Source organism: Agarivorans gilvus, assembly GCF_001420915.1.
Lineage (GTDB): Bacteria > Pseudomonadota > Gammaproteobacteria > Enterobacterales > Celerinatantimonadaceae > Agarivorans > Agarivorans gilvus.
Map to the genome: position 1 here is coordinate 3,523,578 of NZ_CP013021.1, position 11,690 is coordinate 3,535,267.

Sequence of the window (11,690 nt, forward strand, 5' to 3'; positions counted from 1 at the left end):
GTTTTGATGTTTCGATGATTCTAATTGGCTGCATTTTTATTAAATGGCGATAATTTGACTATATTCCCCCTTATGTTTCTATTTTTTAGAATGTTTGCCAAAATTAATTGCAATTTTATTCGCAAGTTTGATCGGTCACACTAATAAAACCAGTACTCTGCTGGAGCTGTGTCATAGGAGAAAAAATGGGGATTCGTAACACCGAGCACGGTTACGGTTGGCTAACAATTGTTTTACATTGGTTGGTTGCCGGATGTGTTTTTGGATTGTTTGGATTAGGCCTATTTATGGTAGACCTAAACTACTATTCTAGCTGGTATCAAACGGCACCCAACATTCACAAAAGTGTCGGTATTTTGTTGTTTTTTACCATGCTGTTTCGCTTGTTTTGGCGTGCTATTAATCCTAAAACGGCGAGTCCTGCAAATCATAAAGATTGGGAGAAAACCGGGGCGAAAATAGGCCACTTCTTGCTTTATGGGGTGTTGTTTTGCCTGATGATTTCAGGTTACTTCATTTCAACCGCTGATGGGCGCTCCATCAGTGTCTTTGCTTGGTTTGATGTTCCGGCCTCAATTACACATATTCAGCAGCAAGAAGAAATCGCTGGAGACATCCACGCTTTTCTCGCCTGGAGTTTAATGGTGTTGGTGGCAGGGCATGCCTTGGCTGCCCTAAAACACCATTTTATAGATAAAGACAGCACTTTAGTGCGCATGTTGAAATCAACTAAATAGATAAAGGGATCCATCATGAAAACACAACTTAAAGCCGCATTATTGTTAGCCAGCACCGTGGCCATCGCCTTGCCTGCTAGCGCTGCCGATTACACCATTGATACGCGTGGCGCTCACGCTTCTATCAATTTCAAAGTAAACCACTTGGGCTACAGCTTCGTGGTAGGCCGTTTTAATAGCTTCAGTGGCGACTTTAGCTATGATCAAGCTGCTCCAGAAGCGACCACCGTTGCAGTAAAAATTGATACCTCGTCAGTAAACTCTAACCATGCAGAACGTGATAAGCACATTCGCAGTGAAGATTTTTTAGCTGTTGATCAATACCCAGAAGCAAGTTTTAACAGTACTAAGTACGAAGCGAGCAGCGAAGATAGCGGTACTCTTTACGGTAAGCTCACCCTGCGTGGTGTGACTAAAGAGATTGCCATCGATGTAAATAAAGTGGGTGAAGGTGCCGATCCTTGGGGTGGGTACCGTGCAGGTTTTGTGGGTACCACTGATTTAGTGATGAAGGACTTTGGTATTCCAACGGATCTTGGACCTAAATCAACCACTGTTGCAATGGAATTAGTTATCGAAGGCGTTAAAAAATAGTTTTTCTTAAGCTGCCCCAAGGGCAGCTTTTCTTCCCTCTTTATTACTGACCGTTAGTTTTTAGCCGTTATTATCACGCCAGTTTCGCCACTTCATCCGGATATTTTGAAATTACCATGAGTAGCTCAATTATTAACCATTTTATGAAACTGTTTTCATGAGTTTTAGTGGCTTAATTTGTTGATCAACTTAGCAATTTAGATATAAATGATTAATTGTCTGTGAAATTTTGATCTACCTACTAGCTATTAATTTGGTTAAACATTACCCTTGTTGAGCTACTACATTTCAAGCCTTTTAAAGCTTTGAAAATTTTATGTTTTATGTAAAACACAGGGAGTGTTGGTTTGGCTATCAGTATAATAATTTGCTTAGTTGTCTTAGCTGTGTTGGGATTTAAACTTAGGCATATTCATTATACCTTTGTCTGCGAATTACGTTCAGGCAAGGTAAATGTAATTAAGGGGCATGTTCCTAGCTCTTTTGTACATGACTGTCGCCAGATGATGCGCGGCCGAAAAGTGGTAGGTTTAGTAAAGGGAATTAAACGTAATGGCAGTATGCATCTGCATTTTTCTCGTTCCATTACACAAGCAGACCAAATTTATTTGGAAAAGAAGTTTCCGCATAAGCTATATAGCTCGGATCCTTCTGATATAAACGGTAGTGTTTCGCTAGATTAATTAAAAATAAAGTGTGAGAAAGCCCGGTTATTACCGGGCTTTTTTATTTGGCTAAGAAGGGCGCTCAAGCCTTGGCTTAATCGGGCCAAGAAAGGCTGGTTTGTTATCGCTCAAGTTATTCATTCCTTAGTAAAAAATAAGCTTAGGTTTAGCCAAAATAGTGCGTCTTTGGGCTGAACTGGCTTATAGTATGGCTACTAAGGATGGTTAATTAAGTTTGGTATGGTAAATAATCTAGCAACAAAGAGTATCTGTCATGTGGTTAGCAGCCTATTGGTGGGAGGCGCTGAACGTTTTGTTATTGATTTATGTGTAGAGCAGCGAGCCCAAGGGATGCAGGTTGAGATCATATCCTTCGGCCAGCCGGATGACCCACTGGTGGCTGTGGCTAAAGCCTTAGGCATTAAAGTGATTGTGATTAAGGGCATCAAAGGCTTAATGCAATTTCGTTTATGGCGCGCTTTTCGCGCTCAGCCGCTAATTCATTTTCATTCCCCTGCGGCTTTAAAAACAGCCTTACCAATATTGCCCTTTTGCTTGGATAGAAAAATTGTGTATACCCGCCATGGTGCCGACCCCTTGGCAAGCGCATCGTGGCGCAAGGTGCATCAATTTGCTCGTCGTTACATCGACAATATTTGCTTTGTTTCCTTGGAGGGGCAGCAGGTGTTTCACCAGCAGCATGGTTGGGAACATGTGGCCTCGGCGGTGATCGACAATGGCATAGCCATGCCCGAAGAGCGAGAAATAGTGCCGCACCCACAAGATGGCCGTTTAAGAGTGGGCTCGGTGGGAAGAATGGTTGCCTTGAAACATCAAATTAGCCTATTAAAGGCAGTGGCTTTACTGCCCATGCCACTTGCGCAAAAAATTGAAGTACATTTTTTTGGCAGTGGCGACCAGTTACCGCTGCTGCAACAGTTTAGCCAACAAAACTTGCAGCACTGTGAGGTGGTATTTCATGGCTTAGTGAGTGAGCGTGCTGAAATATACAATCGTTTTGAGTTATTGGTTGTGACCTCTGAAACCGAAGGCATGTCTTTAGCAATTATGGAGGCGATGGCCTACAAACGAGCGGTAGCTGCTACTAAAGTAGGGGGCAATCCACTCTTGGTGGAACAGGGACAGACTGGGTTCCTGTTTGACTATGACGACAGCCAAGCCTTAGCTGCAGTGCTAGAACAAGCGCTGGCCAAGCCTGAACAGTTGATAGCTTTGGGTGAGCAGGGGCGTCAGCGCATATTAAAGCAGTTTTCTCTGCATAGAACTCAGCAGCAATATCAAGCTGTTTACGATGAGCGGGGTAGCAGTGTTTGAGCATCGGGCTTAGATGGCGTTAGCCCGTTTTCTCTGCACTTAAGCTAGCCCCAGCTGTAATATCAAGCTGTTTACGCTGAGCGTGGTAGCAGTGTTTGAGCATCGGGCTTAGAAGGCGTTAGGCTGTTTTCTCTGCACTTAAGCTAGCTCCAGCAGCAATATCAAGCTGTTTACGATGAGCGCGGTAGCAGTGTTTGAGCATCGGGCTTAGACGGCGTTAGGCAGTTTTCTCTGCACTTAAGCTAGCCCCAGCTGTAATATCAAGCTGTTTACGCTGAGCGCGGCACTTGCCTTTGATATTAGGGCTGCTGTTTCTGTGGGGCGGGGCGCTCGCTGCTCTGCTGCCAATGTTGTGGCACTGCTTGGCGACGTGGTTTATTTAAGGCGCGTTTTATACCTCGGACTAACCATAATAAAAAAATCGCAATGGCCAACAAGGACATAGCAATAGCGATGTGTTCTTGCTGCGCTGTATTAATGATACTGGCGGTGGCTTTTGCAGGCCAAATTGAACTGAATGAAATAAATAAACCGACGATGAATAATTTCATGACGCTACCTAGAATCAAATGAGAATGATTATCATTTGATTCTAGGACTTTGTCAGATTTATGCAAGTCATTTATACAGCGGCTTACATTTCTCGGTGTAAGACCTCAAACATTCGTTTGGCTTCGGTTATCACTAAATCGCGTAGTGGGTTAGAGGGGGTATCATTGCGCCACACAAAAGATAGTGAACGTTCAATGCTAAGTTCCGGCACGTTAAGCCTAACTAAGTCACCCATTTCTAATGCTTTTAACACATCTAAATAGGGCAAACAGCTTAAGTAGTTATTGTTAGCCACTAGGGAGCGCAGTACCGGTACATGTTCATATTCACGGTGAACTTTAAGTGTTTCAATGGTGCCTTGAATGGCACTGTCGAAGACCCGCCGTGTTCCTGCTCCTTGCTCGCGTAAAACCCAGCTGGCCTGCTCAAGTTGCGCAATACTGACCCGCTCTAATTTGGCGTAGGGGTGATGGGCTGCAGCCACGATCACTAAGTGGTCATTACACCAAACTTGATGGGCGATGCGGTCATCGTCGCAGCGACCCTCAATCACCCCAAGTTGGTAGTCATAATTAATTAAGCCATTAATTACCTCTGCGGTATTCTCCACTGAGAAGCTCACTCGCAATTGAGGGAAGTTACTATCAATAGAACTGATAAGGTCGGGGATGAGGTGCTCTGCTGCGGTTTGGCTGGCACACAATTGCAGTTCACCACTCACCAGATGTTGTTCGGCGAAGCCTTCTTCAATTTGCATGGCATCCAATAATAATTGCTTGGCTTTGGGGCGCAGCCAAAGTCCCCACTGGCTAAGCACCATGCGCTTTCCGCGTCGATCGAACAAGGGTTTTCCAAGCAGTTTTTCTAACTGAGCTAAAGACATGCTAGCTGCCGATTGGGTGAGCGCTAGGTGCTCTGCTGCGGCGCTGACACTGCCATGGGTAGCAACCGCTTCAAATACGGTTAGTTGCTTTAATGAGTAACGCATTTATCTCTCCTTGGGGCGCGCAGCTCACTACGCTCATGCTTGGGTAAAATGATAGGCAAGGTCGCTATCAATTGTATTGATATGGCTCATAAAAATTATCCGCTTACCAGTGAAAATTATTCTCTATAAGGTAATAGCACGAATAATTTTTAGCGACTTAAGTTGCTTGCTATTACAGGTTTTAAAGCAAATGAAACACCTTGACGTAGAGCACCACTCAGCGCCAAAGATGCTAAACGGAGGCACTAAAGCGGAGTCGCCTCTGGCAGCCCTTAGCCCCGAGCAAATGACCCAATATGCCGAGCAGTATGCATATAAAAAAGCAACTAATACGACGGCTAAAACAATAAGCCTGGCCATCAGCGCCGGGGTATTTATTGGTTTAGCTTTTATTTTCTATATCACCGTCACAACAGGTTCGATGGCTGTTGGGTGGGGAATTAATCGACTATTTGGCGGACTAGCCTTTAGTTTAGGGCTGGTACTACTGGTGGTTTGTGGTGGCGAGTTGTTCACCAGTAGTGTGTTGTCGATTATTCCCCGCGCCAGCGGTCAACTTAATACCCGCTCCATGATAGCTAATTGGAGCAAGGTGTATCTAGGTAACTTTATCGGCGCCTTGCTGCTAGTGGGCGTGGTGAGTGGAGCCAAGCTATATCAGTTAGACCATGGCCAATGGGGTCTTAACGCCATGTCGATTGCTCAACACAAACTAGAGCACAGCTTCATTCAAGCCGTGTTACTGGGCTTGCTGTGTAACTTACTGGTGTGTTTAGCGGTATGGATGACCTTCAGTGCTAAAACTAGCGCCGCTAAAGCTGGCTTAGTGATATTGCCGGTGGCCATGTTTGTTAGCACCGGTTTTGAACACGTTGTGGCCAATATGTTCATGGTGCCTTTAGGTATTGCCATTAAAAGCTGGGCAGAGCCTGCATTTTGGGCACAAATCGGTGTTGCCGAAAACGCCTTTGAACACCTGACTTGGGCAAACTTCGCTCGACACAATCTACTTCCTGTCACCATTGGCAACATCCTTGGTGGAGCGCTAGTGGTGGGGCTGGGTTATTGGTCGGTATACAGCCGCAAACCCGCCAGCAAACAAGCAGCTAACAATTTATCCGTTTTATCAAATCAATCTTATGGTCCTGTTGGAGAACCTACTATGCAAAACCTTAAAAATCTCACTGTCGCTGACGTAATGATCTCCGCTGACAATGCGCTTAGTCCTGATATGACCATCGCCAGCGCATGTGACGCTTTATTGGCTCAAGAGCTATCTGGTGCCGTTGTAGTGAACGAAAAAAATGAGTTGGTTGGATTCATTTCTGAATTAGAAATTTTACGCAAGCTGTGGCTGGAAGATTACAGCAAACCAAGCACCACTAACGTAGCAAACATCATGCAAAAGGACATCATGACCGTGGCACCAAATCATAACTTACTAAAATTGGCTGAATACATGAGCGTAGACGTAACCCAAGTTTACCCTGTGTCTGATTCAGGCATGTTGTTGAGCTCAACTCATCAACCACTAGAAGAGCGTTTGCGTAACAGCAGTGTTTACCGTCCAAAAATCTTCCCAGTGGTAGATAACGGTAAATTAGTGGGTGTGGTGACTCGTCATCAAGTGCTTAAAGCGTTGCGTCCCGCTCTAGGTGCGCCCGTTAAACTCAATCAAGCTGCAGAAATTGAAGCTATTGCCGAGTCTTCTGTCGCTTAGGGTAGTGATTGCCTTTGTTTTAAATAATCCAAGGCTTGTTGGCTAGTGGTGGCGGTTGCAGGGAATGCAGCCGCCTTTTTTAATGCTTGATAAGCCTCGTTGTAGTACTGCAATCTCAAATACAATAAACCCTGCTGCAGATAGTTTTCAGCCCGCATCGCCCCGCTTAACTGGTTGGCTTGCTGGTAACTATTGATACTGGCTTTAAACTCCCCTAATTGTGTCTGAGCATAGGCCAGTAGTTGATAGCTGTTGGCATCTTGATGAACTTTAACATGCTGCTCAAAACACTTGGCCGCACGGGCATACTCCTTAGCGCTAAGCCAAAGCCGACACAGCTCTTGGTGTTGACCGCTAAGTATATCTCGTTGCATGCCCTCACTAACTAAGCGTGCTGCCTGATAAGGCTGGTTTTGTTGCTGCATTAATTTGCTGAGTAACCGGTAGTGCTCAGCTTGGCTAAATAGGCCTAAATGATGAGCCTGTTCTAAGTAAGCCTGGGCTTGTTGCATCTGACCGTGCTGCAGGTAAAGCTGAGTAATTTGCCACCAAGCCGACATATCCTCAGGGCGCGCATCCAAGATATGCTGCTGTGCGGCAATGGCCGCTGGCCAATCTTGTTGTTGGCTGTAAATCACCACTGCCAATTGCCACCAGCTTAAAGGAGCTGGTGAGGGCTGGTTAAGCGCTAGCTGAATGCTTTGCGCCGCTGCCGGCCACCGCTCTGCTCTGGCTTGCGCTTGAGCCAGCCAATATTCCAACTGGTAGTTGATAGTTTCTCCCGACTGGGTCTTCCATCGCTGAAAGCTGCTGATGGCGCGCTGCCATTGCTGAGTCTGCAACTGCAGTTGAGCTATCATCAATAAACTTTGTTGCTGCACTGGCTCTGCTAATTGCTGCAGTTGATATGCCTGCTCTAGGTGTTTTAAGGCTGCATCATAACGTTGTTGTTGTAGCTCAACTTGGCTTAGATAGTATAAGGCGTAGGCCTGTGCAGTCGGCCGCCGCTGTCGCGAATACTGTTGCTGTAATTGCTCAAAGCGGCTCTGAGCCTGCTGATACTGGCCATCGGCGAGTAATTGTTGGCTGGCAGCAAGGTGTCGGCTCTCTGCTTCAGAGAGCGGCTGGGCAAATGAAGAAAATGCTATAAGAAAGATTGATACTAATACTAAGTTATTGATCATGGGTTAATTTAAACTCAATCTTTTGCCTACTTTTAAAGCCAAATGGGGCGGTTTTCTGGTCAACAGGGAAGCGCCATTGGCTAAGGCTACGCTTTGCCGCTTGCTCAAATACTCCACTGGGTGTGGCTTCTAGCACTTTAATGCTGGATGCCAGCACTTGCCCATTAGCTTGCACATTAAACTCTAAAGTGACGCTGCCCTCGATATTTCGTCGCCGAGCCGCTAGCGGATACTCTGGTGGATGCCGGTATTGCGGCTGAATACTAAGATTCAAGCTAGGGCCACTAGCATCATTTGCTGGCTGCGGCGCGTTGATGATGGCATTGGCTAAGCTTAAGCCGCGTTTAAACTCTGCATTATCCAATTTGGGCAGGCTTAAGTCACTGAGTGTCGCCAGCTTGGCTGGGCTGGTATCACGAGTATGCGCCGAGGTAGGGGCTTGTTGATAGCTGGGCTGGCTTGCCGGGATGAGTTGCGGCGCCTCAGGTAGGCTGCGTTGGCGAATTTGTAGTTCACTAGACTGGCTCAACTTAAATAGCTGAATGGGGGCCAAATCAGGAGGGGAGGGCTGGTTTTGTTTGGGCAAGCCCGAAAGCTGAGCAAGCGCAATGAACATCGCGCTTGCGAGCACTCCTCCAAATGGCAATAGTAGCAATATTCGGAGCATTAGTGCGGGCTCGTTTCAGTGGCTAAGCGATAGTCGACTTTGGCCAGTCGCAGTTGATCGAGTACTTTTACCAGTTGTCCGGTGGTGGCCTGCTGGTCGGCTTGTAGCAGGACTAGCGGAGCGGGCTGTTGTTTTCGCTGGACTAAACGCGCTTTTAGCAGGCGCAGATCGGTGCTTTGACCATCTAAGAATAAACTACCGTCTGCGGCCAGCTGCAGGATGAGCACTGGCCTTGTTTGTTCGCTGGCGCTACTAGACGTCGGTGGGTTAATTTCAATGCCTTGAGGTTTTACTAAGCTGCTACTTACGATGAAGAAAATCAGCATAATGAAGACGATATCCAACATCGGGGTAAGATTGATGTCGTTCTCTTCTTGTTTAAGGCTTAATTGGCGTCGAGACTTCATTGATGGCTCCCTAAGCTTAGCCCTGTTGCTGCTAAGTTAAGCTGACTACGCTGGCTCCAGCGCTTCAAATAAGTAAAATTGATAATACCTAATAAGGCTATGCTCATACCTAACATAGTGGGCAGAGTGGCCCGTGCGATTGCCGCTGCCATTAATTGTGGATCGCTGTTAGCGCTTACTGCCATGTTATCAAACACTTCAATCATGCCGCTTACTGTGCCTAACAATCCAAGCAGGGGGCAAAGGCTAATCAAGTTTTTAATCAGACTTAGGTAGCGTCCTAGCGCCAGCTCTAAGTCGCAGCGTCGGCTTAAATCCTTGGCGGCAGCTTGCCAGTGCAGCGGCAGAGTCTTGCTTTGAGTCTGCTGGTAGTTACGTAACAGTTTGGGATAACTTACAAAACGGAACCAGTAGCGCTCCAGTAACAAGCTGGCTAATAGGCTGCTTAGCATTAGCAGTAGGCTGAGCACCCAGCCTCCTTGATAGAGTAAATCGCTCAGTATATGGCTGGCTTGCTGGTAGGTGTTGAGCAGGCTGTTCATTAGCTGGTCTTCAATTCGGATTGAGCGGCCTTGGGCTGTTGGGCCAACATAGCCAAGCTTTTTTGCTGCATCAACTGCAACAGTATGCGGCTGCGGGTATTTAATAGGCTAGAGCAAAACAGTAAGGGTATGGCCGCTATCAAACCCAGAACGGTGGTGATCAGGGCTTGTGATATACCTGCTGCCAGCAGGCTTGGGTCACCATTACCAAATAAACTGATACTTTGAAAGGTCACTATCATGCCAACCACTGTGCCTAATAATCCCAGCAGCGGAGTCACTGCAGCGAATAATTTAACCAGACTTTGACCTCGCTCGAGTTGCGGCAATTCCAGCAAAATGGCTTGGTCTACTTGCAATTCCAGCTGTTCCAGCGAGGCCAATGGCGTAGCCGCGGCCAGTAATACTCTGCCTAGGGGATTGTCCGCAGAGGCTTGGCTTTGGCTAAGTTGGCGGCGCACCGCGCGCTCAACCAACATCAGGCGAATCATTCGGTATAGCGCTACCGCTAAACCAATGCAGGCCAAAGCAATAATTACCGCGCCCACCTTACCGCCTTGTTGAATCCGTTCTTCCAGCGAAGGGTAGTAGTCTAATTGCCGCAGTAGCTGGCCTCGGGAGGGGTCCACTAACAGTTGTGCGGTTTTGCCCGCGTAATAGTCGCGCGCTTGTTGTTGAGCTGCGGGCTGGCTGGGATAAACTTGAAGCTGCTGGGCCTCGCTTCGCCATTCTAGATATTCGCCCTGTTGATTGATGATGTTGAAGCTACCAATGCGTAGCAAGCTTTGCTGCTGAGGAGCGCCTTGCTGATCTATGAAGCTCGCATCAAAAAAACTGATAGTGCCACTTATTTGCAGTTGTTGGACTAGCGTAGCGGCCAGTGTTTGCATGCTTTGGGCACTTACTAAGCTGCGTTGCGTGGCAAGATTGAAGCCTTCAGCCAGCTGCGGATACTGGCTGCTAAGCAGCGATTGGCGCAGTTTGCTTTGGCTTTCTTCAGCCTGTTGCTTGAGTAAATCAAATACCGGCCCTAATTGGCCACTTTGTTGCTGCAACTGGTGTTGTTGCTCGCTCAAGGCCTGCTCATTGGCTTGAAACTGCTGTTGTAGCCGCTGTTGTTGCTGTTGAGCTTGTTGTAAGCGCTGCTTGGCTGCTTCAAGTTGTTGTTGTTGCTGCTCTAATCGGATGATAAAGCCTTGTTCTCGTTGCTGATTTTGCTGTTGGCTTTGTTGAAGCAAGCTCGGGCTGGCGGCTTGGGCGCTAAGGCCAAGTAAGCTCAGGCCTATAGCGAGCATTTGGCAGTATTTATTCATCACTCGCCTCCTTAGCGGCAGGCAGTGGCAAGAGCAGTAAGGCTGGCGCTTGCTGCTCTTGCCAGGCTATCGCAATGGCTTGGCTTAACTCACGATTGGCGGCGTCATCAAGGGCCAGCCAGGTTTGTTGGTCGGCCTGCCATAGGGCTGATGATTGACCATTCAAGCTTTGGTAGTACAGGGCGGTGCGACCGAGACGAAAGTAGTTTACTTGTTGCTGGTTTAATGCGCCGGAATAGGCCTCAATGGTTTCCCCATATTCCATTTCAATTTGATAGGCCTCGAGCACTTGGCGGTATTTCTCGGCCAAACTTACATCGGCGCGATCCAGTAAGCTGGCTAAGCGAGTAAGCCGCTGTTGGCGCTCCTGGCTAAGAAAGGGCAGGTCACTCGCCACAAAGTTTTGCAACTGGCTTAATAGTTGGTGCACCATCGGTAGGGCTAACTGCTGGCTATACTGCAGTTCTTGGAGATCTTGTTCCAACTGAGTCGATTGTTGGTTTTGTTGGGCAGTCATGGCACTCAAGTGCTGGTTATATTGCTCTAATAGTTGAGCCTGTTGCAGTAGCGCTTGGCTTTGCTCTGCCGCGGCTTGGCGCTGTTGTTCGAGCTGGTCGATGCGTTGTTGAGATGCACTATTTAGCTCTTGGAGCCGCAGTTGCTCGTCAACTTTCACACCGGCTTGAGCCTGGCCTAACAGCAGACTAACAAAGATAAAAATCAGGCATCGCATAAGCATCAACTTTCCTTAGCTAATAAACAGCCCCTTGCGTTGCAAGATTTCTTTGATTAAAGGGCTTGCTTAAGTTTAAAACCTAGAGGCTAGAAGAGTGTATTTTAAACAAGCGAGATTATAAGGCAAAAGCAGGCGCTTAAAATGAATTATCTGCATGTTCGGCCTCTAGCTCTGGCGCTAAATATTTAATGGGGCATCGCGAGTAATACTAAACTGTAAAATGGAATCAACATTAGATGAAATTGATGTA

At 47.0% G+C, this 11,690-nt stretch carries 13 protein-coding genes; 5 read left to right on the plus strand and 8 right to left on the minus strand.

Going from position 1 to position 11,690, the window contains the following annotated elements; translation table 11 throughout:
* Positions 1–185 precede the first annotated feature (185 nt).
* The 4 genes from AR383_RS16700 to AR383_RS16710 all read left to right on the plus strand — a co-directional run bounded on the left by AR383_RS16700 (position 186) and on the right by AR383_RS16710 (position 3,331).
* On the plus strand, positions 186–737 hold the full coding sequence (locus AR383_RS16700) for a cytochrome b (RefSeq protein ID WP_055734153.1): 552 nt from the start codon (positions 186–188) through the stop codon (positions 735–737).
* 15 nt (positions 738–752) lie between these two features.
* Positions 753–1,331, plus strand: coding sequence for a YceI family protein (locus AR383_RS16705; RefSeq protein WP_055734154.1), 579 nt, complete (start codon positions 753–755; stop codon positions 1,329–1,331).
* A 347-nt stretch (positions 1,332–1,678) separates the two neighbouring features.
* Positions 1,679–2,014, plus strand: a complete 336-nt coding sequence (locus AR383_RS21395; protein WP_083481662.1) for a DUF3634 family protein — start codon at positions 1,679–1,681, stop codon at positions 2,012–2,014.
* Between the two features lie 222 nt (positions 2,015–2,236).
* On the plus strand, positions 2,237–3,331 hold the full coding sequence (locus AR383_RS16710) for a glycosyltransferase family 4 protein (protein ID WP_083481663.1): 1,095 nt from the start codon (positions 2,237–2,239) through the stop codon (positions 3,329–3,331).
* 299 nt (positions 3,332–3,630) lie between these two features.
* Here AR383_RS16710 and AR383_RS16715 read toward each other — a convergent pair whose 3' ends face one another.
* Together AR383_RS16715 and AR383_RS16720 are read right to left on the minus strand one after the other, a co-directional pair.
* Complete coding sequence (locus AR383_RS16715) at positions 3,631–3,882, minus strand: hypothetical protein (RefSeq protein WP_055734156.1); 252 nt, start codon at positions 3,880–3,882, stop codon at positions 3,631–3,633.
* Between the two features lie 83 nt (positions 3,883–3,965).
* Positions 3,966–4,871 carry a LysR substrate-binding domain-containing protein gene (locus tag AR383_RS16720; RefSeq protein WP_055734157.1) on the minus strand — a complete coding sequence of 302 codons (906 nt, stop codon included), beginning with the start codon at positions 4,869–4,871 and terminating at the stop codon, positions 3,966–3,968.
* A 190-nt stretch (positions 4,872–5,061) separates the two neighbouring features.
* Here AR383_RS16720 and focA point away from each other — a divergent pair, with 190 nt between their 5' ends.
* Entirely contained in the window at positions 5,062–6,591 is a 1,530-nt protein-coding gene (gene focA / locus AR383_RS16725) for a formate transporter FocA (protein WP_055735078.1), read from the plus strand.
* Here the strand turns inward: focA and AR383_RS16730 are convergent.
* Genes AR383_RS16730 through AR383_RS16755 form a run of 6 tightly spaced genes read right to left on the minus strand, consistent with a single transcriptional unit; the run spans position 6,588 to position 11,437 of the window.
* Positions 6,588–7,775, minus strand: coding sequence for a tetratricopeptide repeat protein (locus AR383_RS16730; protein WP_055734158.1), 1,188 nt, complete (start codon positions 7,773–7,775; stop codon positions 6,588–6,590). The genes focA and AR383_RS16730 overlap by 4 nt on opposite strands.
* The gene (locus AR383_RS16735; RefSeq protein WP_055734159.1) at positions 7,765–8,391 is read right to left on the minus strand and encodes an energy transducer TonB; all 627 of its coding nucleotides are present in this window, start codon (positions 8,389–8,391) and stop codon (positions 7,765–7,767) included. The genes AR383_RS16730 and AR383_RS16735 overlap by 11 nt, the downstream gene beginning before the upstream one ends.
* 50 nt (positions 8,392–8,441) lie before the next feature.
* The gene (locus AR383_RS16740) at positions 8,442–8,849 is read right to left on the minus strand and encodes an ExbD/TolR family protein (protein WP_055734160.1); all 408 of its coding nucleotides are present in this window, start codon (positions 8,847–8,849) and stop codon (positions 8,442–8,444) included.
* The gene (locus AR383_RS16745) at positions 8,846–9,391 is read right to left on the minus strand and encodes a MotA/TolQ/ExbB proton channel family protein (protein ID WP_055734161.1); all 546 of its coding nucleotides are present in this window, start codon (positions 9,389–9,391) and stop codon (positions 8,846–8,848) included. Before AR383_RS16745 ends, AR383_RS16740 begins: the two co-directional genes overlap by 4 nt.
* Positions 9,391–10,704 (minus strand): MotA/TolQ/ExbB proton channel family protein, encoded by a 1,314-nt coding sequence (locus AR383_RS16750; protein WP_055734162.1) that lies wholly within the window; start codon positions 10,702–10,704, stop codon positions 9,391–9,393. The genes AR383_RS16745 and AR383_RS16750 overlap by 1 nt, the downstream gene beginning before the upstream one ends.
* Complete coding sequence (locus tag AR383_RS16755) at positions 10,697–11,437, minus strand: DUF3450 domain-containing protein (protein ID WP_188407435.1); 741 nt, start codon at positions 11,435–11,437, stop codon at positions 10,697–10,699. The genes AR383_RS16750 and AR383_RS16755 overlap by 8 nt, the downstream gene beginning before the upstream one ends.
* Positions 11,438–11,690 lie beyond the last annotated feature (253 nt).

Coding starts and splice junctions, on each gene's coding strand:
- AR383_RS16700 (WP_055734153.1), top strand. CDS start 186: ATGGGGATTCGTAACACCGAGCACGGTTACGGTTGGCTAACAATTGTT.
- AR383_RS16705 (WP_055734154.1), top strand. CDS start 753: ATGAAAACACAACTTAAAGCCGCATTATTGTTAGCCAGCACCGTGGCC.
- AR383_RS16710 (WP_083481663.1), top strand. CDS start 2,237: ATGGTAAATAATCTAGCAACAAAGAGTATCTGTCATGTGGTTAGCAGC.
- AR383_RS16715 (WP_055734156.1), bottom strand. CDS start 3,882: ATGAAATTATTCATCGTCGGTTTATTTATTTCATTCAGTTCAATTTGG.
- AR383_RS16720 (WP_055734157.1), bottom strand. CDS start 4,871: ATGCGTTACTCATTAAAGCAACTAACCGTATTTGAAGCGGTTGCTACC.
- focA (WP_055735078.1), top strand. CDS start 5,062: ATGAAACACCTTGACGTAGAGCACCACTCAGCGCCAAAGATGCTAAAC.
- AR383_RS16730 (WP_055734158.1), bottom strand. CDS start 7,775: ATGATCAATAACTTAGTATTAGTATCAATCTTTCTTATAGCATTTTCT.
- AR383_RS16735 (WP_055734159.1), bottom strand. CDS start 8,391: ATGTTCATTGCGCTTGCTCAGCTTTCGGGCTTGCCCAAACAAAACCAG.
- AR383_RS16740 (WP_055734160.1), bottom strand. CDS start 8,849: ATGAAGTCTCGACGCCAATTAAGCCTTAAACAAGAAGAGAACGACATC.
- AR383_RS16745 (WP_055734161.1), bottom strand. CDS start 9,391: ATGAACAGCCTGCTCAACACCTACCAGCAAGCCAGCCATATACTGAGC.
- AR383_RS16750 (WP_055734162.1), bottom strand. CDS start 10,704: ATGAATAAATACTGCCAAATGCTCGCTATAGGCCTGAGCTTACTTGGC.
- AR383_RS16755 (WP_188407435.1), bottom strand. CDS start 11,437: ATGCGATGCCTGATTTTTATCTTTGTTAGTCTGCTGTTAGGCCAGGCT.